The sequence below is a fragment of the Sneathiella sp. genome, from assembly GCF_036960985.1.
Classification (GTDB): domain Bacteria; phylum Pseudomonadota; class Alphaproteobacteria; order Sneathiellales; family Sneathiellaceae; genus Sneathiella.
Genome location: NZ_JBALWD010000013.1, coordinates 50,145 through 70,904, shown reverse-complemented (window position 1 = coordinate 70,904; position 20,760 = coordinate 50,145). Strand labels below are relative to the sequence as shown.

Genomic DNA, 20,760 nt, shown 5'->3' with positions numbered 1-20,760 from the left:
CCGAGGGGGGTATTAGGTTAGGTGAATAGCAAGTAGATGGATCCGTTACAATACGTAAAATACCTTGTAGGTCTCCTTATTGTTTTGGGGCTCATTGCGTTAGTGACTTTGGCTGCCCGAAAATTTGGCGTGGTCGCAAGGGCTGACAGAAAGCCAGGAAGCCCAAAACGGCTGTCAATTTCTGATGTAATGTCTGTCGACGCCAAGCGCCGACTTGTCCTTGTCAGACGAGATGATCAGGAGCATTTATTGCTTCTTGGGCCAGAACGTGATCTGGTTGTTGAGCAAAACATCCCGACATCAAAAGTCGAGCCCGAAATGGACGCACAAGAGAAATGATCAATTTGCCAGTAAAAAGTCGTTTGTTTCGAAGAAAAGCTCTCTTTCTAATTCCACCTTTATTATTGCTAACGCTAATTATTCCGTTTAATGCATTGGCTCAATCTCTATCCCTCGATCTCGGCGACGACGCAGGCCCCTTAACAGGTCGGATTGTCCAACTGGTCGTTTTAATGACCGTTTTAAGCTTAGCGCCGGCCATACTGATCGTAACGACGTCGTTTACCCGGCTGATCGTTGTATTGTCCCTACTCCGTAGTGCCATCGGTGTTCAGACGACGCCTCCGAATGTTGTTATTATCTCCCTCGCTTTGTTTCTAACTGCTTTCATCATGGCGCCTACGTTCGAGAGCGCTTATGAGAGCGGCATTGTGCCCTTGGTAAATGAAGAAATTGACGAAACAGAAGCCTTTGAACGTGTCGCAACACCTTTCAAAATATTTATGCTCAAACATGCACGGGAGAAAGATATTCTCCTGTTTATGGATTTAAGTGCGACTGAAGAAATCGCGACACCAGAAGAAGTGCCTTTAAAGGTTTTGATTCCCGCCTTTATGATCAGTGAGTTAAAACGAGCCTTTGAAATTGGTTTTCTTCTGTTTGTCCCCTTTGTTGTCATTGATATGGTCGTTGCCTCTATTTTGATGTCCATGGGTATGATGATGCTGCCACCAGTTATGATCTCCCTCCCCTTTAAGCTTATTTTCTTCGTTCTCGTCGATGGCTGGAACCTAGTAGCCAAAAGCTTGGTGGAGAGCTTTGTCAATGGCGCTACCTAGTTTACTCAAAACGAAGCGGGTTACTCTTCTTCTGATTTTTAGTCTACTTTGTCTGGCGCTTTTCTGGGCTCTAATTGAGACTTCAGCTCCGGCCACTTCTCGGTCAATTTGGTCTGATACGGACCCCGCCATTAATGTAACCCACATTTTTGAAGGGGAAATCAACCGACGAGGAAAACCTATTGGATTTCATGTGTTCCCACCCGAAAATGGGTACCCTAACTCGAGGGTGAAGGAAATTCTATCTGGGCCAAACAGGTCAGGAGTTACCACAGCGATTATAGAGATCTTTGATATCCGGGAAAATAGATGGAAAGACAAATTCTCCAGCCTGTTTCCAAAGCGTTTATCAAGGCAGGAGATTATAAAAGCTGTTCTGAAAGCTGCGTCACAAAGTGAATTGGGCCAAGGTGCAAAATGGCGTGGTAAATCAGGCTATGGGTTCTACATAGAGGGATACCGGTATGATGATGGGGCAATTAATACGGCTTATCCTTTATATGTTGCCGAGTAAAGGAATGATATAATGGCAAAAATTTCCATACACATGGATTCTCAATCCGGATTATTGAAATGCCAAATAACACCTACAAACAATATTTTAAGCGACTTTTTTGAATCTGAGATTCAGGAAGATCCAGCCTTTATTCACTATCTTAAACAATCAATTGATAAACTCTCAAACGGCTCATTTGAAATTAATGGAAATGCCCACTGCCTCAAGGTTACAAAGACTGTTTATGCGGTGACACCCTTGTATCAGACGGTAAGTACATGGGTTATGGGCCCTATTTCCGACTTTACTTTTTTCCTCGACGAATGGGAAAAGGCACTTATCTCTCGCAATACATCTTAATAGTTTGTTAATAATTATACCTCTAAAAGGTGCATATTAGAAATCATATATTCGCATAAAGTTTGTCTAAATTTTTAGCGATAGGAGATGCCTATGTTGTCAATTGCTGGTTCTGCATTGAGCGGACTACACGCTGCTTCGAAGACGGTCGAGGCTTCTGCACGTAATGTTGCTAACTATGGCACCGTTGGTACACCGGGCGCGGAAAGTTCCGGCAAGGCATATGATGCAGTTGAAGCTGTACAAACCAGTAGCGCTGATGGAAGTCCAACAGTCACCATCCGCGAACGCAATCCTGCAACTGTGATCGCCTACGCCCCACAGAACCCTCTCGCTAACGAAGACGGACTGATTGAAGTGCCGAATGTTGATCTTGCCGAGGAAATTGTCACCCAACAATTAGCCCTGCACAGCTACAAGGCCAATTTAAAGATGTTCGAGATCTGGGATGACATGCAACAGGCGGTTCTGGACATAAAAACATAGACGCCATTCGATAGGTTACTCAGCTAACGCGTTCGCCAGGCTTGCGTTCGCTTCAGTATACCTTTCGACAACAGCAGATGAACTATTCGGGCGAATGCATTGGTGTAGAATATCATCATCCCCATTGCCGCCGCGGGCGCGACATCCCCCGCATCATCCATGTTCAAAACCGCAACGGATGCGAGTGTCGTGTCCGATGAATAAAGAAAAACCACGGCCGACACAGTCGTCATCGCATTGACGAACAAGTATATGGCAATATCCAATATGGCCGGCAGGCATACTGGTACCGTCACCCTTGCAAACAGTTTGTAAAACGGTTGTTTCAAAGACGCTGCAACAGATTCAAATTCCCCATCCATTTGCTTGAGAGCGGTAACGGCAGTTAAATGCGAAACCGTATAGAAATGGGTCACAGTAACAATAACCAAGATCGTCATCGTACCGTAAATCGCATTCAGGGGATTATCTGGATTGTTAAAAAAGAAAATATAGGCGAGCCCGAGGACCATGCCGGGGATGGCCATGGGTAACATGGCGAGGAATTGGAACAAACCCCGGCCCGCCGCAAACCCGCGTGTTTTATCCACCATATAAGCGCCAGTAAAGACCACAATTGTGCCGAAGAAAGCCGTCAACAAGCCAAGTTTGATAGAATTACTATAAGCTTCCCAACCTCCACCATCGGTTAAATCAAAGTTATAGTTTTTCAGGCTCAACGAAAGATCATAAGGCCAAAATTTGATCACCGCCGCATATTGGCAAACGCCCAAAATCGCGATAATAAAAAGAGCGACCAGCGAACAATAGGTGAAGCAGCTCCAATCAAATCGCTTGTCGGGTTTAGGTTCATATACAACTGATCTTGAAGATAAAAGGGCCACTTGCTTTTTTTGGACCTGTCGATCCACAAAAAACGCTAGAAAAGCTGGCATCAAGAGAACGACGGATACAACTGCGCCCATCTCAAAATTTTGCTGACCAATAACCTGCTTATAAATATCAACGGCCAACATGTTATACTGGCCCCCAATAACCTTTGGCAGACCAAAATCCGTAATGACAAGATTAAAGACGACGAATGCAGCCGAAATTAGTCCATATCTCGCACCGGGTATGGTAACCGTCCAAAAGGTTTTCCAAGCACTCGCTCGCAACGAAATGGCCGCTTCGTATAGCCGCGCGTCAGAAATGGCTAATGCTGTCGTAATGATTATCATTGCATGGGGAAATGTGAAAAAGACCGACCCCAGGACAATGCCATAGGGCCCATAAATGGACTCCCCCATCATCATTGATTTCAACATGCCTTGATTGCCAAACAGGTAAACAAGAGCGATGCCCGGCAGCAAGGACGGCACTAGGATCGGTGCCATCGCTATAAGCCGAAAGGCCCCTTTATACTTCATGCAACTGCGGCTCAAACAATAGGCAAACGCAAAGGCCAAGCTAACAGTTATGACGGTACTGACGATCGAAATAAATAAGGAATTCTGGATAGAACGAAACAACGAAGGTGTTGAAAAATAAGTCAGAAAATTACTTATCCCGACATCTTTAACCGGTCTTAAAACCACTTTTCTAAAAGTATTTGAATCGACCTCTTCCCAGTCCGTGCCGGTTTTGCGTTCAGAACCGATCAGAAAAACGGCGTCGTCCGAAGTTCCCCTTACCTTGTAGTGTACCGTACTGCGAAAGCTGAAATCTGGAAATAAAGGCGTTAACGCCAAACGACCATCAGAGCTGGTCGCCATTTCGCCTGCCGGAATCGCACCCAACTCCTGATTAAGAGTTGCTGCAGACAAGATCGGGCCATCAAAATTACCACTTTCATCACTGACCTGTATTTCAATTTGCGCCAAATTAAATTGAAATGTCGAAAAAGCCTTTGATAACATTGCATAAAGTGGAAAAGCTAATGTAATGATCAAATATAATGCGATAACGAGTATGAACCCGCGCATTATAATGTCATCGCGTCCAAGTTTAGCTGATAATGGCTTACCGGATGGGAGTTTGGCGGAAACTGCTAGGGACATTATTCAGTATCCACCGGGTTTTCAAATATTTTCAACCGCTTACTCGGTATTTCTATGACAAGGTCTTTACCTTCCGCCATATCCATTCGACGTACCGCGTTAATCGAAAAATCGGCTATTAGCTCGGCGCCTCCCAAATTGCCTGCCTTCAGCCTAGTCCGCCAAAAAGAGCCTAGAAATTCCATTTCGCTGATCTGAACGTTGACGGCATTGTCTGGCTCCGCAATCTTGTCAACCGCCCCTTCTGACCGTGCGCCAGGTCCGTGAGGGATAATGTCCTCCGGCCGAATAGCGGCAACAACTGATTGCCCCGCAGTAAAACCATGATCGGAACATCGAACCGCCAAATCACCAATTCTGACAAGATTATAATCCTGATCGGCATCTACCTGCGTGACAGCCGGTATTTGGTTCATCTCGCCGATAAAATCGGCCACGAACAGTGTTTCAGGTTCTCGGTATATTTCCGTTGGTGATCCAATCTGTTCGATCACCCCGTGATTCATGACCACGATCCTGTCCGCCATTGAAAGAGCTTCTTCCTGATCGTGAGTAACCATGACGGTCGTAATACCAAGTTTCCGTTGTAAATCTTTCACTTCATGCCGTAAATGCACCCGCACCTTGGCATCCAAGGCAGATAAAGGTTCATCAAGCAGCAGCAGGCCCGGAGACATGGCTATGGCTCTAGCCAAAGCTATTCGTTGTTGTTGTCCCCCGGAAAGCTGAGCCGGATACTTCTTTCCTTGATCCGGCAACCCAACCAATTCCAATAGCTCCGTGACGCGTGCCGTAATAGCAGCTTTTGCCAAACCCGCATTTTCCAATCCGAAGGCAATATTCTTTTCAATAGTTAGATTAGGAAACAGTGCGTAGGACTGGAAAACAATACCGAAATCCCGCTCGGCAGGTGGCAAAATAGAAATGTCTTGCTTGGCCTGAATAATTTCACCAGAAGTTTGCAAATCCAATCCTGCAATTGCACGCAGCAATGTTGTCTTTCCGCAACCGGACGGGCCTAAGAAACAAACAAACTCACCTTCTTCAATCGTCAGCGAAATATCTTTTAGTGCTAAGAAATCTCCAAAGGCTTTCCAAAGCCCAGAAATTTGAAGATAGGCTTCCCCTCGATCAGGTAAAGCGTTGCTCATCTGCGTCCCCATTGGTCCCGCATCCTCTCACTTTCGAAAAATTCGGTTTTAAAAAAAGAAGGCACCGCGCATGCGATGCCTTCTAATATTTCCTAAAGCAGATTAGCTTTTTGGTTCTGATTTTGAATCATAACGCTTCTGCCATTCGGCAAGAATTGCTTTACGGTTGTTCGCCGCGAATTCAAAATCATTATCAATCATTTTTTCCGTGAGGTTATCTGGGAAAAACTTAACAGGCTTGGCTACGCCTGGATATGCGACAACCGCGTAACCAGTGTTATAAAGCATGTTTGCATCTTTCGTGATGGACCAATCAACGAGCTTTTTGGCGGCATCCAGCTTATCAGTACCAGCGATAATTGCTGTCGCTTCCATATCCCAGCCGACACCTTCTTCTGGAACAATAATTTCAAGCGGAGCACCAGCGGCTTTCGATTTGGCACCGCGGAAGGCAAAAGAAACTCCAATTGGAATTTCACCAGCTGCCGCTAATTTACATGGTTTGGAGCCAGAATGCGTGTAGCGCGCAATATTTTGATGCAGACCATCCATATATTCCCAGCCACCCTTTTCACCGAAGATTTGCAGCCAACTGGAAACGTCCAGGAAGCCTGTGCCGGAAGAATTGGGGTTTGGCATGATCACGTGGCCTTTATATTCGGCCTTTGTTAGATCTTGCCATGTTTTGGGAGGCGTCAGGCCAAGTTTACCAGCTTCAACCGTATTGTAGCAAACAGCGGCAACCCAGGCATCCATGCCAGTCCATGCAGGCGGGTTACTGTTATCAACAAATTTCGGATCGAGCTTGTCAACGCCTGCAGGTGCATAGGCTTCGAGCATACCTTCTGCCTTCATGAGCAACAGAGACGTCGCTGCCAGGCCCCATACGACATCAGCTTGCGGATTGTTTTTTTCCGCCAGCAGCTTCGCCGTGATGATACCCGTGGAATCGCGAACCCAGTTAATTTTGATGTCCGGATGTACTTTGTTAAAAGCTTCCGCATATCGCTTGAGATCTTCAGCTTCAACCGCAGTGTAAACCGTTAGATCCACTGCCATTGCTGTGGAGGTCATGTAGAGGCCAGTCGCCGCTGCCAAAACCAGTTTAGATGTAATTGCCATTTTCTTGTTTCTCCCTGTCTAAAGGATATTTTATCCCTCATTATTAAAGGTAGCATCTCAATTGAAAATTGAGAACTCAAACCTCTAATTTTTATATTGCAGTAATATGACAAATAGACGAAATCTATTATACTTATGAATGCATAACGTTAAATTATATAACCTTCGATAAAACTAATACTCCACATGCGACTATTCCTGCCGATATTAGGCGAATCTTCCACGGACGTTCATGAAACCAGATGATGCCAATCAATGCCGCGATAACAACGCTGGACTCTCGTACAGCCGAGACCGCCCCCAGCGGCGCAATAGATTTTGCATAGATTGCCAACCCGTAGGCACCGGCAGAGGCGATCCCGCCTATGAAACCAACAGACCAAACTGTCCGAGACGTAAGTTGCAACTGGTATCTCCGTCGATAGAAAACAAATCCGGCAACAATAAACTCTAGAAAAAACAGCCATCCGATATACCCAAAGGGGCTAGCAGATGCCCGCACCCCCATCCCATCAACCACGGTATAGCTCGCGATGAATATCCCGGTTGCGATCGCTGATATTAGAGCTTTTGGATGAATGGAATTCAGGCCAGATTTCAAAGAAGGCATGCTGACGCCAAGGGACACCATTACGACACCGATCCAACCCAGTAGTGGGAGTGTCTCGCCGGCAAAAACCTGCGCGCCGAGTGTTACCAAAACTGGCGCAACGCCCCTGGATATCGGATAGACGTGAGATAAGTCACCAAACCGATAAGATCGCAGCAGGAAAACATAGTAAAAAAAGTGAATAAATGTCGAGGCCGCAATAAACGGCCAACTTTCGGCCGCAGGTGGCAAAAATAAAAAAATCATAACAACGCCAACTAAGGCATGTGCGAGAGAGATCAGGCCGAGAACCAGCGTACTATCGGTTGAACCCTTGATCAACGCATTCCAGAAGGCATGGAGGAAAGCGGCACCTAGCACCAAATAAAGCGCCGTTTCCGCTTGATCCCCCATAAATAGCCATCCGATTAATTACATTGTTTCAATTTTCCTTGGAATTGCGTTAGCGAACTGGCCAAGGCAACGAATAAGTCTTCACATTGGTGAAAAATTTCATTGCTTCCAAGACCCCTTCTTTGACGCCGTTCCCGGAATCTTTGATGCCGCCAAACGGGGACATCTCGATACGGTAGCCGGGCTGTTCCCAAATATTAACCGTGCCCACATCCAGGCCATCAATAAATTTGGTTATCCGATCCAGATTATTTGTACAAACACCGGCCGATAGCCCGAAAGGTGTCGAGTTTGAAATTCTCATCAACTCCACGTCATCATTAGGAACTCGGACGATAGGAATAACGGGGCCAAAAGTTTCTTCATACACCAACTCACTATCGTGCGGCACGTAATCAACGACGATCGGTGGCAGTAACGCGCCCTTCCGCTCTGGATGATAGAGAATTTTTGCACCTTGCTTCTCTGCTGCGTAAACCCGTTTCTCAAATGTTTCTGCAGCTTGTTCGTGAATAACACAGCCGAGTTGCGTATCTGGATCTTGCGGGTCACCAAATTTAATTTTTTTCGCCCGTTCCAGGATCAAAGGCACAAGTTTATCAGCAACACTTTCCTGAACCAGAATACGTTTAATTGCGGTGCATCGTTGGCCGGAATTTCCGGTTGCGCCAGCAACGGCTATGTCCGCTGCCTTGACTAGATCCTCATCACTTAAATCATCGAGAACAATAAACGGGTCATTGCCGCCCAATTCCAGCGCTGTCCGTTTATACCCGGCTTTATCAGCGATCATTTTGCCGACAGGGACGCCCCCCGTAAAGGTAATGATATCAATATGCTCGTTTGTAATCATCTCATCGCCAATATCTTGAGGGAGTCCCGTTACAATCTGGAACATTTCAGGTGGCAGCCCGGCTTCATAAAGAATATCGGCCAACGTGATTGCTGTCAGAGGCGTTAGTTCTGTGGGTTTACACACAACACAATTGTTTGTGGCAATGGCTGGTGCGATTTTATGCGCCACCATATTCAGTGGGTGGTTGAATGGGGTAATCGCAGAAATGACATTTACCGGTTCGCGCTTTGTGTAAATCTTGCGTTCTTTGCCATGAGGCGTCAAATCACAGGAAAAAATCTGTCCGTCATCCAAAATCGCAAGTTGACCCGACAAAGTAAAAACGTCGTAAGACCTACCAGTTTCATATAGCGCGTGCTGCTTGCAAATACCGAGCTCAAGCGTCAATGTTTCAGCGATCTGCTCTTTTCGGTCGCGGATCAACTCCGCCGCCTTAAACAGTATCTGCTGTCGCTCGTACCTCGACAATTTGGGTTTGTAATTTGCAGCAATTTCAAACGCCTGCCTAGCATGCTCGGCTGTACCTGCCGGAACTGTGCCGATGACTTCATTGGTATAGGGATAGCGAATTTCAATGACTTTTTCAGTTGTCACTTTCTTTCCGCCTATGCGCATGGCTTCATTCCGCATGGTGAATCTTGTTTTTGTCTCTGACATGGTCTTATTCCCGGTACAGGTGCATTAAAGGGCGGCTGCCTTAGTCACATAAAAATAAGCGTCAAAATTTCTCAATTCCGGCGCATTGGGCATATCTGGCAGAACACGGTTCACGATGAACGGAACAACCTGCTCTGATAAGCCGCCATGAGAGCGCAAGGGGACTTCCAAGGCTGTTAGATCATGGCGGTTGGCATTGGTCCCCAGAACTTTGTTTTCCGTCGAAATGATAACAATATCCCCTACCCGATCCTCTGGCAGCTCAAAGCGAGTACAGGCATCTTTGTTATTTAAGACAACTTCAATTCCTTCCATAGCAGAAAGGCGGTTGATAACTTCGACTTCCGTAACTTTGTCTGTCAGATATGCCGTCGCAAATGAACCCAAGGCGCCATGATGAACGACATAAGGATCAGTTATGGGCAAGATGACTCGCGCGGCACCTTCCCCATACCATTCATCCATTTGATCCTGCAGATAAATAACATCTGGCGTTCCGTCTGCCTTATGCTTTGGTTTCATGCCGTGATCACCAGTAATGATAATCGCGGCCCCTAACTCGTCGAGTTCGGTAAGATAACGGTCAAACATTTCATAAAATGAATTGGCCTGCGCCGCTCCCGGTTCCGACTTATGCTGTACATAATCTGTAGTCGTAAGATACATGATGTCCGGCTTGAAACTTTTCATAAGTTTTACGCCGGCGGCAAAGACATACTCAGATAGCTCTGCAGAATACACACTTGGTACCGGCAGCCCCAATTCCTCAGAAGCATTGTTAATTCCATGCTCCTCTAACGTGGTTGTATCCGATTTTTCAGTTGAAAAACACATTGCTCGACCTTCGTCGAACTTTAATCCATGGCCCAGTAACGCCCGCAATTTATCCTTTGCGGTGACAATGGCAATCTTACATCCCACATCATAATAGGATTTGAAAATTGTTGGCACTCGCAGGAAGCGCGGATCATTCATCATCACTTCCTCTTTCGTATCTGGATCAAGGAGAAAGTTTCCGCAGATGCCGTGGATAGCCGGAGGCCTCCCAGTCGCGATAGACATATTATTGGGGTTGGTGAAACTCGGCACGACGCTATGGGCCAAATGCATGGTCCCTGTTTCTCGAATGCGTTTCATCGTTGGCATAAGGCCTGCCTCTATAGCCTTGTCAATATAAGCCGGTTCGCATCCGTCCAGACAAATTGCTACAGCGGTCGTTTTAGGCATGGGATAGGAACGACCATTGACGGTGATCCCGTTTGCAAGGGCTTCACTCATTTTTATAAACTCCAATAAATATTCAGTTAGGCAGCCAGTTTTGCACGTTCAATAAGCGCCGCCTCAGGCGGATGTGCACTGTCCACATTCATTTCAGCTAGTGTTTCCTTGGCTGCCTGTACAACCTGACGCATTACATTTCCGTCCATACGCCCAATGCAACCCACTCTGAAGCTGTCTACGACCGTGAGCTTTCCGGGGTAAATAATGAACCCTCGTACTTTCATCAGATCGTAAAATTTCATAAATTCAAAGTTCGGATGGGACGGATTGAAGAACGTCACTATAATAGGTGAAAGCCAGCGATCCTTCAATAAAGTTTCAAAGCCTAATTCCCGCATTCCTGCTACCACGATGTCCCGGTTTTGAGTGTAACGTGCCAATCGACCCGGGGCGCCGCCTTCGTGTTTATGCGTTTTTAAAGCTTCCATAAAGGCGGCGACAACATGTGTCGGGGGCGTAAAACGCCATTGCCCTGTTTTTTGAAAATTTCGCCATTGTTGATGAATATCCAAACTCAAAGAGTGACTGCGCCCCTCGGCGTTTTCCAGTTCCGATTTTCTGGCAATAACAAATCCAAATCCAGGAACACCTTCAATGCATTTGTTAGCCGAAGACACCATCGCTTCGTAGCGTATTTCATTTACGTCCAGAGGCAGGGCACCAAACGCACTCATTGAATCGATCAATAATTTACGGCCTTCAGCGTAAACAGCCTCAGAAATTTCCTGAATTGGATTGAGAATTCCCGAGCTGGTTTCACAATGCACCGCAATTACATGGCTAATTTCAGGATCTGCCCGTAGAATGGCGCCAATTTCATCGCCCCGCGGAGGCATGTAATCACCTTTATCAAGGACGATATAATTCCTGTCTAAATAACTAATGGTTTCGGCCACACGTTTGCCATAGGCACCATTAATCAAAACAAGGGTCTTACTATCTTTCGGCAAGAACGAGCCGAGCATTGCTTCCACAGAAAAAGTGCCGCTTCCCTGCATGGGAACACACTCAAATTCCCCGTTTATGTCATTTGCAATTTCAAGAAGGTCGCGGCACATCTGCGCCGTCATTGAACGAAAGTCACTATCCCAGGAGCCCCAATCCTTTAACATGGCTCTTTTTACTTCCGCCGATGTGGTTAGTGGCCCTGGGGTTAATAAATAAGGCTCACCCAATTCGGGTGACGGAAATGATGTAGACTTTGTTTCTATTTGCTCAGTCATTCTATCCAATTCCCTTAGCGTATTTTGAAGGATACTAAACTTTGAGTGAAATTTAAGCCGCAGAAAACTATTTGTGAAATCGTTATTTTAGATTATGGTATCGATTACATTTATAAGACAGGATCATGAGTTCAATGCGGTATGTTCAACTCCGTGCATTTCACAATGTTGCAATCCATGGTGGCTTTTCAAGAGCCGCCGAAGCCCTCTGTTTGACCCAGCCTGCAATTTCAGATCAAGTTCGCAAGTTAGAAGAAGAATATGACGTTTTGTTATTCGACCGGCGAAAAAAACAGATCACCGTTACCGATTTCGGTCGAAAATTATTAGAAATTACTCATCGAATGTTTGAAGTTGAACATCAGGCGAGCGAGCTGCTTTCCGAATCTCGGATACTGGGCGCTGGCACGCTTCGCGTTATGGCGGACTCAGCCCATCACCTCCATCCCATATTAGGACCGTTTCGGACAAAATACCCCGGTGTCTTCATTTCAGTCAAAACTGGGAACACCGAAGAAATTGTCTCGAAACTCTTAAGTTACGAGGCAGATGTTGGAATTCTTGGTGAGATTCCGACCAATCGGGAATTCAAGATCGTTAAATTATCATCGACTCCGATTATTGCGTTTGCGGCCAAGGGAAATAAACTGGAAGGCGCACCATCTGTATCACTTGCACAATTAGTCGAGCAACCGCTCGTTCTTAGGGAAAGAGGCTCCAAAACGCGCTCCAAATTTGAAGAGATCGGCGCTGATGCTGGTATCGATCTCAAAGCCTCTATTGAAGCAGAAGGCCGTGAAGCAATCCGCGAAATTGTCGCCAGCGGTGCCGGCGTCGGCATTGTCGCAGAAGCAGAATTCGGCCACGATGAGAGATTGTTTAAAATTCCAATTTCTGGCTGCAAGCCCTTGATGGATGAGGCATTAATATGCCTTCATGATCGAAGCAATAGTAAGCTGGTCAGCGCATTCATGAAAATGGCGAGTGAACTTACTCAATCCGATTGATCGAATATTTACGGACGATCAACAACCCGCTGAATCATTGGTGCGAAATAGGCGAATGTTTCTGTCTTTTTTTCCGGCACTTTTGCTTCGTCATCCCATTTTCGAACTTGAACGATTGCCTCTACGTCTTCGTTTTGCGCGAACTTATCCGCTGCCTCCGGCGTCAATGGTCCACCTTGCAATTTCAAACTGAGAACGGACGCGTCGGACAAGGTTGCAAAATAATCTGGATCCACAGCGCATAAATATCGCTTTGCTGAGACATGGTGACGAATACAATCTGTTACGATGCTTGGGAAAAATGGGGCGACAACTGCAGCGCCAGCACGGTCGTGATGACTATCAATTCCCAATTCCGCCGCATTATCCGGAAATTCGTTGGTAAAATGGCCGATGTCATGCAGAAGCGCAGCGACAATAATTTCTTCAGACGCGCCCGCCTCTTCCGCAAGATGGCCAGCTTGATACATGTGTTCGGATATACTGACGTCTTCGCCAAGATATTCCTCAGCGCCACGCCGCGCGAAAATATCTGCGATAAAATCCACAATATTATCCTTATCGAGCTTGGAAAAATCAGGTTTTGTCATAATTGAGTCTCCATAAAAGTATTTTCCATTGCAGCAAGAGTTGAAAGCAATCCATCTTTATCTGGATAACAACCTTGGAGCCAACGGCTTCCCTCCCCAGAATACGCGCTTCGTGAATGTAATACGCGAGTATTATCGACAATAAAGCATTCACCAGGGGACAATTTAAATCGAACAGCCATATCTGGATCGCTGACAATAGCGCTCAGATGCCGGTAAGCTTTGTAATACTCAGCCATCAAATCATATGGAACATCAACAATTGGAGCCGTTGACCTATTATTAAACCTGACCCCGATCAACTCCCCGTCAGGTTGGAGGTCAATCATCGGCTTTCTAGCTTGCAGATTAACGCCGGTTTCCCCAGAATATTCGTACCGAGCACAATAGCGCGAAAGCAGTTCAAATGACTTCGGAGCTTCATCTTGCAGCCGCTTTACAGCTCTAAACCCATCAACGACCATTGAATCACCGCCTTCTGCAGAATTTTCCAGGCAATAGAGGATTTGCATTGTCGGCACGGGATCTCGATAGGGATTATCCGTATGGGCCTGTAGACCTGCGCCTGTATAGGCTAGGTTTGTAGGATTTACTTCCGTACGGACTTCGAACCACTTCCCGTAATTTGTTTCGCGTACAAACCCAAAAAGTTCGGCGATATCAACAAGTGCGCCGCTCTCTACGGGGCACCCAGTCATTTTTGCAAATCCATATTGGCGAATATGAGCGAGCCAGCGTCCAAGCGCTTTTTTATCCTGAATAACAGATTTATATCCTGCCGACGGAACATTTGATGTCAATTTTCCATCCCATGTTTCAATCTTTTTATCTAGCCAACCAGCAGAGGAAACATCGTTTTTGTCATAAGCATGCTGCAACAACCAATCAAGACTGTAGGTAACAGTTTTGTTTTCCGGAGTAAAAGTTAAACTAAGAGAATCAGGGAGGGACAATTCAATCGCGGAGACAAGCGTCTCTTCCGGTATATCAATCAAGGTAATCAGACGTTGGCCATTTTCAGAAGATCGTGTTGCAGGGTCCGGCGCGTTATCTCGCAGCCAAATGGCGTGAAAGCGGTTTTGTGTTCCGTCTAGTAAACTTAACGCAACTACAGTGCCCTGCTCTTCCAATAATGCTGAACGATAATTCGTCATGATTAGACCTCTGTCTGTTTGATCTATTGGTCACGTCTATTCTTTTACTCGCCTGGATGTTGGATCGTAAAGAGCTTTTATGTGAACGTTACATGGCACTCTTTTTTGCGCGACATCAAGCTCATATGATCCGTTCAAAATGAATTCATCATCTACACCGTCGGGATGTCTCACGTATCCTATCCCAATTGATTTTCCGACGGAATGGCCGTATCCACCACTGGATAGCCAACCCACTCTTTCGCCATTGCGGTAAATGGTCTCCCGGCCAAGCAAGACTATATCACCGTCGTCAACAGTGAAGCAGGCCAATTTCTTTTTCAATCCATTTTGTTGTTGGGCTTTCAGAGCCTTACGCCCCTTAAAATCGATATTACCCTTTAACTTCACTGCCCAACCTAGTCCCGCTTCAAATGGCGTATGATCAGGGCCAATGTCGCTTCCCCAAGCCCTATATCCTTTCTCCAGACGACAGGTTTCTATGGCGCGATAGCCTGCATTCAGCAAGCCCCATTTTTCTCCGGCGCTCATCAAAGCATCATAAACCTGAGAGGCGGCCTCAATCGGTATATGCAATTCCCATCCTAATTCTCCCACATAAGTGATCCGCAGTGCCCGTACCTTTACGCTGCCTATCTCAATTTCCTGACAGGTTCCGAACTTGAAAGTCACGTCAGATACATCCGACGACGAAACTGATTGCAGAATATTACGCGCATTAGGCCCCATCAGCGACAGCACCGCGTAGGACGCTGAAACGTCTTCAAGAACCGCAGCGCAATCAGCCGGTATATTTCGGCGGATCCAATCAAAATCATGCGTAACAAATCCGGTTCCCGTGACAATGTAAAATTCATTTTCCGCGATCCGCGCGCAGGTTAGATCACATTCGATCCCACCCCGGTCATTGAGCATCTGCGTATAGATAAGTGACCCCACCGGTCTGGCGACGTTATTTGCCGCAATCCAGCTTAAAGCAACTTCTGCATCTGGTCCCTTCAAGGAGAACTTGGCGAAGGATGTTTGATCGAAGAGTGCAGCAGAATTCCGAACTGCTGTATGTTCTCGTGCAACCGCGCCAAACCAGTTTTGACGACCGAAACTATAAGCATCTTCAGGCACCTCACCCGCGGAAAGGTCTGCGAACCAGTTAGGCCGTTCCCATCCCATTTTTTCACCGAAACATGCCCCCTGCTCTTTCAATCTTCCGTATAGCGGTGACATTTGATTGGGTCGGCCTGTGCTATGCTCTTCGTTTGGCCAAGCCATTGTATAATGTTTTCCATAAGCTTCTACAGTACGTGTTCTTACCCAATCAGCGTCAAAATGTGTGCGACCAAAACGGCGAATATCGGCGCCCCAGAGATCATACGGTGGTTCGCCGCGATGAATCCATTCTGCAAGTGCCATACCGGCACCGCCGCCAGCTGCAATACCGAAAGCATTAAATCCGGCACCAACAAAGAAATTTGCGAGTTCCGGGGCTTCACCGATAATAAAATTTCCGTCTGGAGTAAAACTTTCAGGCCCATTGACGAGCTCTTTAATACCTGCTGTTTGTAGCGCAGGAACACGGCCCAATGCCAGCTCCATCATTGGTTCGAAATGATCATAATCTGAATCGAGCAAGGAAAAATGAAAGTCTTTTGGAATGCCGTCAACTGCCCAGGGGATCGGATTGGGTTCATACCCGCCCATCACCAATCCACCGACTTCCTCTTTATAATATGTAAGACGGTCTGGATCTCTCAAGGTCGGCAGGTTCCGCGGAATTTCATCAATTGTCTCCGTAATCAAATATTGATGTTGCATGGAAACCAGCGGCACGTTTACGCCAAATCGCTGCGCAAATTCCCGGGTCCATTGACCCGCGCAACAAACCACAACTTCACAGTCAATAGTACCTCTGTCGGTTTTTACGGATTTTATCTTTCCATTTTCAACAACCAAATCTGTAACTGCAGTGTCTTCAAAAATCCTCGCGCCCGCCATACGAGCCCCTTTGGCAAGGGCTTGCGTAATATCGGATGGATTGGCTTGACCGTCTGTTGGCAAAAAAGCTGCACCGACCACGTCTTCAACTGTCATTATTGGCCACAGATCTTGGGCTTCACTGGGTGTTAGAAGGTGCATATCCAGGCCAAAGGAATGCGCTGTTGTCGCTTGCCGCTTAACTTCCTCCCAGCGTTCGTCATTGCAGGCAAGCCGCAGGCCGCCATTCATTTTCCAACCTGTGGCCAGGCCTGTTTCTTCTTCCAGACGATTGTATAAATCTACGGAGTATCCAAGCATCTCAGTGATATTGGCACTTGACCGCAATTGTCCAACCAGGCCAGCCGCGTGAAAGGTGGTCCCTGACGTAAGTTTTTTTTGCTCCAACAACACGGTATCCGTCCAACCAAGTTTCGCCAAATGATAGGCTGTCGAACAGCCGACGATACCACCCCCAACGATGACGGCTTTCGCCGTTTTGGGAAATTCAGCGACCATTATTTAAACGTCCTTACAAATTCGGTATAAGCAGTTTCAAAAGCATTCAGACTATCCCGTGTATACCCACGATAATCAAATTCCAGTGTCGAATAACTCTCCGAGACCATACTCCACATTACTTCACGCAACAGCGATGCTATTTTCATTGCTTCGTATCGTTTCCAGAGATCCTCTGTAACCGCGAAGTCAAAATAAGTTTCCAGAACAAATCTCTGCTGTGTTTCTGAAAGTTGGCTGTTAGCAGCCATACCTCCTAGATCGAAAAGCGGCGTGTTAAATCCAGCATAATCCCAATCGATAAGCCAAAGGCGATCACCATCATCTAGAAAATTCGCCGGTAACAAATCATTATGCCCAAAGACGATATCGTACGGACCAGACAACCCTTCTAGCTCTGACGTTATCCGCAAAAATTCTGGTAGATTGGCTGCACACGGACTGTCTGCTTCATGGATGGATCGAGCATAATCCCGAAGCACATGGAACACCCAGAAAATCTGCGCGGGTCCTTTCAAATGTTCTGGAATGAGTTGATGGCAGCTCTTGATTAAAGGAATTATTTTTTCAAGCATTACCGGATCTCTAATATCCGCGGCGTTCAGAGTTTTGCTTTCAATATAGTCTAGGACCAGAATTCCAGGCTCATGATAGCGAACAGCCGGGGAAATACCCGCAGATTGCGCGGCCTTACTAGCTGAAAGCTCATTTGCCCGCAATACATGGTGTACCGGAATATCATCACCGAGGCGCACGACAAATCGATTACCGCCATCTGTTACGAGGAAATTTTCATTGGTCATACCACCTGATAGCGGCGTTACAGTGACTTTATCTGACCAAAAAGAAAGTTTCTGAATTTTTTCTTCAATGATGACGCACTACTCCGCCCTCTATTGCAATAAGATAGAGCGCTTACACACTAATCATAAGCAAATCTAAATTCAACATAAACCAACATAAAATCAACATAAATCAACTGAAATGGTCGCATAAACTCTTGAAGACCGCAAACTAAGTAACCATAAACAGAAAATGTTTCACCTGCCCATAACAAGCTCGACATACTTGCTTCGCAAAAAATAGGGCGGAGCAAAGAAAGTCCCAAAATTTAAAAGCAACCCTGAGGCTACAATCGTACAGACGGCTTTTCATAGCCAACACACCAAATCAATCTTCGTTCTATTTGCAACTTGGTCGAAGATATTAGGAAAACTTATCGGCGCGATCTTCCAAGAAACGCTTAAATTCTGGATTTTCCAACAACAATTCTCGACCTGTCTGTATAAGCTTCTCTACTTGGTCTTCAGTCAGTGAAAAATTTGTAGGTATCCTGTTAATTTTTAGGAATTTCGGAATTCCACTTATATTCTTTTGCAGTGATTTGAATTCAACTTTTACGAAATATGGCGTTACTTGGTTTTGCGGTGTTGAAATTTCCTTCGCCCATTTATCCAACCCCGTCTCCATTAGGTCATATGTCGCACGATTATACAGTAGAAGCTGCACGTCCGTTGCGACGGAAATTACTTCGCCCACTGAGGGTTGTATACGCTTATCGTTCATGTTCTCGACACTTTTGGTCGATGCATCGACTGAAATGACCATAATCTGCCGCGCTGCTTTTCCTAGCAAATTCAGTTGGGCCGATTTTGCTCCGCCACTTGCTTCGATAATCTCAAGCCCCGCACGCAGGCCCAAATTATCCGTAATTCCACCATCAACAAAATGGACATATTGTGTTTCAGATTTCTTATCGATATAGATCTGAAGCTCTTTAAGAGCTTCCACAACCTGATCATTCGCACGGTCTCTGTACTTCAGTATTTCAAGAAAAGCAGGGTCATTTTGCTTGCAACTTTCTGGGTACGTTTCGACGACGATCGGATTAAACAGAACCGGTACAGCCGAAGAAGCCGCCACAGCACGAGCGACAGGAAAGGTTGAAAGATCGGAACAAAGTAGATTAAAATATTCCTGGAGAAATGAGAAACGAATACCATTACCAAGATCGGTCGCATTTATTATAATCAACGGTGCATCCGGCCTGTTCATATCTGCGAAGGTCTTGCCATGAAAAATATACTTTTCATAGATATCAACTGCTAATTCGGTTCGACCAGTAGATCCAAACCAGAATAGCGGGTTCATTGCATTAAAAATAATTTCACTATCAATATCTCTGAGTAGAAAGTCGGTTTTAAAATCCTCAAAAATACGATTCCCGTACAAGCCATAATAAGCAGATGTAAAACTGCCGCCAGACACCGACGAAATAACTTGCACTTCATCTAGCAAACTGCGGGCGGAGGGCTCATCTTGATCAACTGAAATTTCATGCAAAGCCTCCATAACACCATAAGCTAACGCAGCGGCCCTTGTTCCTCCGCCCGAGAAGGCAAGGATTATTTTGACGTCTGTTTCATCGTTTCTTATTTTTTTGATAGAATAAGATTGGTGGGACGCATTCTGGTTTAATGGCTCATTCTCAATTACACCGTAGGAAGCGCAGCTTGAGACGAATAGGGCGACAATGATAAAACCGCTGAATTTTAACATATACCTTATTAGCATTTTGGGTTCCATTTTTGTCGAACCTTCATATCTGAGCACCAAACACATCATAACAAAAAATAAGCGTATCACATCAAAAACTCTTCTTTGTTTGGAAAGTCGATATATTCGATCTCGAATTCAAGATAGTGCAATACCTACCTTAAAACAGGTAAGTCCTTTGTTGCCATCACAATTAGAGCATTTTCCAAATACTGCGATCACACTTTTTGACTTAAGGGAAATGCTTGGCGACTCAGTTCCCGTGGATGGGCAACGACATGACGTGAACACCAACCTGATCTGCAAATAGGTTCGAAATCCTGCCGGCGGTGATAGGGTGTTTTAAAAATGGCCTATCTAAAATACTGCTTAAGTTTAATTTTACCATAGGCCTTAATGGTGGCCATCTTATCAGCGGCAAAACATGGTGTGTTCTGCGAAAGGTAACTGGCGGTGAGGGTGGGATTCGAACCCACGATAGAGTTACCCCTATTCATCCTTAGCAGGGATGCGCCTTAAGCCACTCGGCCACCTCACCGGAGGCGGCAATATGGCAGATTTTGTAGCCCTGTCAAAGAGTTTTATCGGATGGCAATGTAAATTCCGAAAAGCATGGCGTCAGTTGGAGCAAAGCGTATTTCAGTACAGGTTTAAAAGCAAAACCGGCGATTAAACGGATTACCGTCCGGTGACCCATTCGCGTGCAAGACGCTGTGCTTTGGCGATTTCCTGAGACGACATATCCATGGATATTTCGGCACGGCTTTCACGAGCTTCATCGACGCCGTTCATTGCAGCAAGATTAAACCATTTATGAGCAGTAATCAGATCCTGTTGCACGCCGTCACCAGTTGAGTAGCATAGCCCTGCCCGATACTGGTCGTCAGCAATTCCGTTGTCAGCACTTTGTATAAAATTCTCAATGTACTTTACATCTAATTTAGCCATTTTCTTATCCCCAGTTATTCTCAAAAATGCGCTCACAATTCTTTAAGCTATGTGCGCATTGCCTGTATTACGGAGACATGATGGAAGGGAATTAGTTAATTTTTTGTTTCAAACATTCGTTGAAAACTACATTAAGAGAAAAAAATACAATTTAGCGCGCATTTTATCCAATACGCTTACTTTACATAGTTACCCTACGTTACTGAAATATATTAGGTTTTGA

19 protein-coding genes and 1 tRNA gene are annotated in these 20,760 nt (G+C 45.8%); 6 read left to right on the top strand and 14 right to left on the bottom strand.

From position 1 onward, the window contains the following. The first annotated feature begins 36 nt into the window (after window positions 1–36). The 5 genes from V7723_RS09970 to V7723_RS09950 all read left to right on the top strand — a co-directional run bounded on the left by V7723_RS09970 (window position 37) and on the right by V7723_RS09950 (window position 2,460). Entirely contained in the window at window positions 37–339 is a 303-nt protein-coding gene (locus V7723_RS09970) for a flagellar biosynthetic protein FliO (protein ID WP_335684316.1), read from the top strand. Beyond that, window positions 336–1,118 (top strand): flagellar type III secretion system pore protein FliP, encoded by a 783-nt coding sequence (gene fliP / locus V7723_RS09965; protein WP_335684315.1) that lies wholly within the window; start codon window positions 336–338, stop codon window positions 1,116–1,118. The genes V7723_RS09970 and fliP overlap by 4 nt, the downstream gene beginning before the upstream one ends. Continuing rightward, complete coding sequence (locus V7723_RS09960) at window positions 1,105–1,632, top strand: EndoU domain-containing protein (protein WP_335684314.1); 528 nt, start codon at window positions 1,105–1,107, stop codon at window positions 1,630–1,632. The genes fliP and V7723_RS09960 overlap by 14 nt, the downstream gene beginning before the upstream one ends. Window positions 1,633–1,644: 12 nt before the next feature. Further along, window positions 1,645–1,974 carry a hypothetical protein gene (locus V7723_RS09955; RefSeq protein WP_335684313.1) on the top strand — a complete coding sequence of 110 codons (330 nt, stop codon included), beginning with the start codon at window positions 1,645–1,647 and terminating at the stop codon, window positions 1,972–1,974. 93 nt (window positions 1,975–2,067) lie between these two features. Next, window positions 2,068–2,460 carry a flagellar basal body rod protein FlgC gene (locus V7723_RS09950; RefSeq protein ID WP_335684312.1) on the top strand — a complete coding sequence of 131 codons (393 nt, stop codon included), beginning with the start codon at window positions 2,068–2,070 and terminating at the stop codon, window positions 2,458–2,460. 23 nt (window positions 2,461–2,483) lie between these two features. Here the strand turns inward: V7723_RS09950 and V7723_RS09945 are convergent, their stop codons facing one another. From V7723_RS09945 to V7723_RS09915, 7 genes are all read right to left on the bottom strand, one after another. Continuing rightward, window positions 2,484–4,499, bottom strand: coding sequence for a putative 2-aminoethylphosphonate ABC transporter permease subunit (locus V7723_RS09945; RefSeq protein WP_335684311.1), 2,016 nt, complete (start codon window positions 4,497–4,499; stop codon window positions 2,484–2,486). After that, window positions 4,499–5,650: a putative 2-aminoethylphosphonate ABC transporter ATP-binding protein gene (locus V7723_RS09940; protein ID WP_335684310.1), complete on the bottom strand. Its 1,152-nt coding sequence runs from the start codon at window positions 5,648–5,650 to the stop codon at window positions 4,499–4,501. Before V7723_RS09940 ends, V7723_RS09945 begins: the two co-directional genes overlap by 1 nt. Before the next feature lie 102 nt (window positions 5,651–5,752). Continuing rightward, a complete protein-coding gene (locus V7723_RS09935) occupies window positions 5,753–6,772 on the bottom strand; it encodes a putative 2-aminoethylphosphonate ABC transporter substrate-binding protein (protein WP_335684309.1) in 1,020 nt (339 codons plus the stop codon). Window positions 6,773–6,926: 154 nt separating this feature from the next. Continuing rightward, window positions 6,927–7,775 (bottom strand): EamA family transporter, encoded by an 849-nt coding sequence (locus tag V7723_RS09930; RefSeq protein WP_335684308.1) that lies wholly within the window; start codon window positions 7,773–7,775, stop codon window positions 6,927–6,929. Window positions 7,776–7,824: 49 nt separating this feature from the next. Beyond that, entirely contained in the window at window positions 7,825–9,288 is a 1,464-nt protein-coding gene (phnY, locus tag V7723_RS09925) for a phosphonoacetaldehyde dehydrogenase (RefSeq protein WP_335684307.1), read from the bottom strand. Between the two features lie 24 nt (window positions 9,289–9,312). Next, window positions 9,313–10,566 (bottom strand): phosphonoacetate hydrolase, encoded by a 1,254-nt coding sequence (gene phnA / locus V7723_RS09920; RefSeq protein ID WP_335684306.1) that lies wholly within the window; start codon window positions 10,564–10,566, stop codon window positions 9,313–9,315. A 26-nt stretch (window positions 10,567–10,592) separates the two neighbouring features. Continuing rightward, entirely contained in the window at window positions 10,593–11,792 is a 1,200-nt protein-coding gene (locus tag V7723_RS09915) for a 2-aminoethylphosphonate--pyruvate transaminase (protein WP_335684305.1), read from the bottom strand. A gap of 134 nt (window positions 11,793–11,926) precedes the next feature. Between V7723_RS09915 and V7723_RS09910 the strand changes: the two genes are divergently transcribed. Then, window positions 11,927–12,799 carry a LysR substrate-binding domain-containing protein gene (locus tag V7723_RS09910; RefSeq protein ID WP_443024211.1) on the top strand — a complete coding sequence of 291 codons (873 nt, stop codon included), beginning with the start codon at window positions 11,927–11,929 and terminating at the stop codon, window positions 12,797–12,799. 8 nt (window positions 12,800–12,807) lie between these two features. Here V7723_RS09910 and tmpB read toward each other — a convergent pair whose 3' ends face one another. The 7 genes from tmpB to V7723_RS09875 form a co-directional block, all read right to left on the bottom strand. Then, the gene (gene tmpB, locus V7723_RS09905) at window positions 12,808–13,389 is read right to left on the bottom strand and encodes a (R)-1-hydroxy-2-trimethylaminoethylphosphonate oxygenase (RefSeq protein WP_335684303.1); all 582 of its coding nucleotides are present in this window, start codon (window positions 13,387–13,389) and stop codon (window positions 12,808–12,810) included. Beyond that, complete coding sequence (tmpA, locus tag V7723_RS09900) at window positions 13,386–14,543, bottom strand: 2-trimethylaminoethylphosphonate dioxygenase (protein WP_335684302.1); 1,158 nt, start codon at window positions 14,541–14,543, stop codon at window positions 13,386–13,388. Before tmpA ends, tmpB begins: the two co-directional genes overlap by 4 nt. A gap of 36 nt (window positions 14,544–14,579) precedes the next feature. Continuing rightward, on the bottom strand, window positions 14,580–17,033 hold the full coding sequence (locus V7723_RS09895) for a GcvT family protein (RefSeq protein ID WP_335684301.1): 2,454 nt from the start codon (window positions 17,031–17,033) through the stop codon (window positions 14,580–14,582). Further along, entirely contained in the window at window positions 17,033–17,908 is an 876-nt protein-coding gene (locus tag V7723_RS09890; protein WP_443024210.1) for a phosphotransferase, read from the bottom strand. Before V7723_RS09890 ends, V7723_RS09895 begins: the two co-directional genes overlap by 1 nt. Window positions 17,909–18,239: 331 nt before the next feature. Continuing rightward, entirely contained in the window at window positions 18,240–19,607 is a 1,368-nt protein-coding gene (locus tag V7723_RS09885) for a patatin-like phospholipase family protein (protein ID WP_335684300.1), read from the bottom strand. A gap of 430 nt (window positions 19,608–20,037) precedes the next feature. Further along, a tRNA-Ser gene (locus V7723_RS09880) sits at window positions 20,038–20,127 on the bottom strand. A 140-nt stretch (window positions 20,128–20,267) separates the two neighbouring features. Then, the gene (locus V7723_RS09875) at window positions 20,268–20,537 is read right to left on the bottom strand and encodes a hypothetical protein (RefSeq protein WP_335684299.1); all 270 of its coding nucleotides are present in this window, start codon (window positions 20,535–20,537) and stop codon (window positions 20,268–20,270) included. Window positions 20,538–20,760 lie beyond the last annotated feature (223 nt).

What these genes read in the sequence shown, in the direction of transcription:
- V7723_RS09970 (WP_335684316.1), top strand. Translation starts at nt 37, where the DNA reads ATGGATCCGTTACAATACGTAAAATACCTTGTAGGTCTCCTTATTGTT.
- fliP (WP_335684315.1), top strand. Translation starts at nt 336, where the DNA reads ATGATCAATTTGCCAGTAAAAAGTCGTTTGTTTCGAAGAAAAGCTCTC.
- V7723_RS09960 (WP_335684314.1), top strand. Translation starts at nt 1,105, where the DNA reads ATGGCGCTACCTAGTTTACTCAAAACGAAGCGGGTTACTCTTCTTCTG.
- V7723_RS09955 (WP_335684313.1), top strand. Translation starts at nt 1,645, where the DNA reads ATGGCAAAAATTTCCATACACATGGATTCTCAATCCGGATTATTGAAA.
- V7723_RS09950 (WP_335684312.1), top strand. Translation starts at nt 2,068, where the DNA reads ATGTTGTCAATTGCTGGTTCTGCATTGAGCGGACTACACGCTGCTTCG.
- V7723_RS09945 (WP_335684311.1), bottom strand. Translation starts at nt 4,499, where the DNA reads ATGTCCCTAGCAGTTTCCGCCAAACTCCCATCCGGTAAGCCATTATCA.
- V7723_RS09940 (WP_335684310.1), bottom strand. Translation starts at nt 5,650, where the DNA reads ATGAGCAACGCTTTACCTGATCGAGGGGAAGCCTATCTTCAAATTTCT.
- V7723_RS09935 (WP_335684309.1), bottom strand. Translation starts at nt 6,772, where the DNA reads ATGGCAATTACATCTAAACTGGTTTTGGCAGCGGCGACTGGCCTCTAC.
- V7723_RS09930 (WP_335684308.1), bottom strand. Translation starts at nt 7,775, where the DNA reads ATGGGGGATCAAGCGGAAACGGCGCTTTATTTGGTGCTAGGTGCCGCT.
- phnY (WP_335684307.1), bottom strand. Translation starts at nt 9,288, where the DNA reads ATGTCAGAGACAAAAACAAGATTCACCATGCGGAATGAAGCCATGCGC.
- phnA (WP_335684306.1), bottom strand. Translation starts at nt 10,566, where the DNA reads ATGAGTGAAGCCCTTGCAAACGGGATCACCGTCAATGGTCGTTCCTAT.
- V7723_RS09915 (WP_335684305.1), bottom strand. Translation starts at nt 11,792, where the DNA reads ATGACTGAGCAAATAGAAACAAAGTCTACATCATTTCCGTCACCCGAA.
- V7723_RS09910 (WP_443024211.1), top strand. Translation starts at nt 11,927, where the DNA reads ATGCGGTATGTTCAACTCCGTGCATTTCACAATGTTGCAATCCATGGT.
- tmpB (WP_335684303.1), bottom strand. Translation starts at nt 13,389, where the DNA reads ATGACAAAACCTGATTTTTCCAAGCTCGATAAGGATAATATTGTGGAT.
- tmpA (WP_335684302.1), bottom strand. Translation starts at nt 14,543, where the DNA reads ATGACGAATTATCGTTCAGCATTATTGGAAGAGCAGGGCACTGTAGTT.
- V7723_RS09895 (WP_335684301.1), bottom strand. Translation starts at nt 17,033, where the DNA reads ATGGTCGCTGAATTTCCCAAAACGGCGAAAGCCGTCATCGTTGGGGGT.
- V7723_RS09885 (WP_335684300.1), bottom strand. Translation starts at nt 19,607, where the DNA reads ATGCTAATAAGGTATATGTTAAAATTCAGCGGTTTTATCATTGTCGCC.
- V7723_RS09875 (WP_335684299.1), bottom strand. Translation starts at nt 20,537, where the DNA reads ATGGCTAAATTAGATGTAAAGTACATTGAGAATTTTATACAAAGTGCT.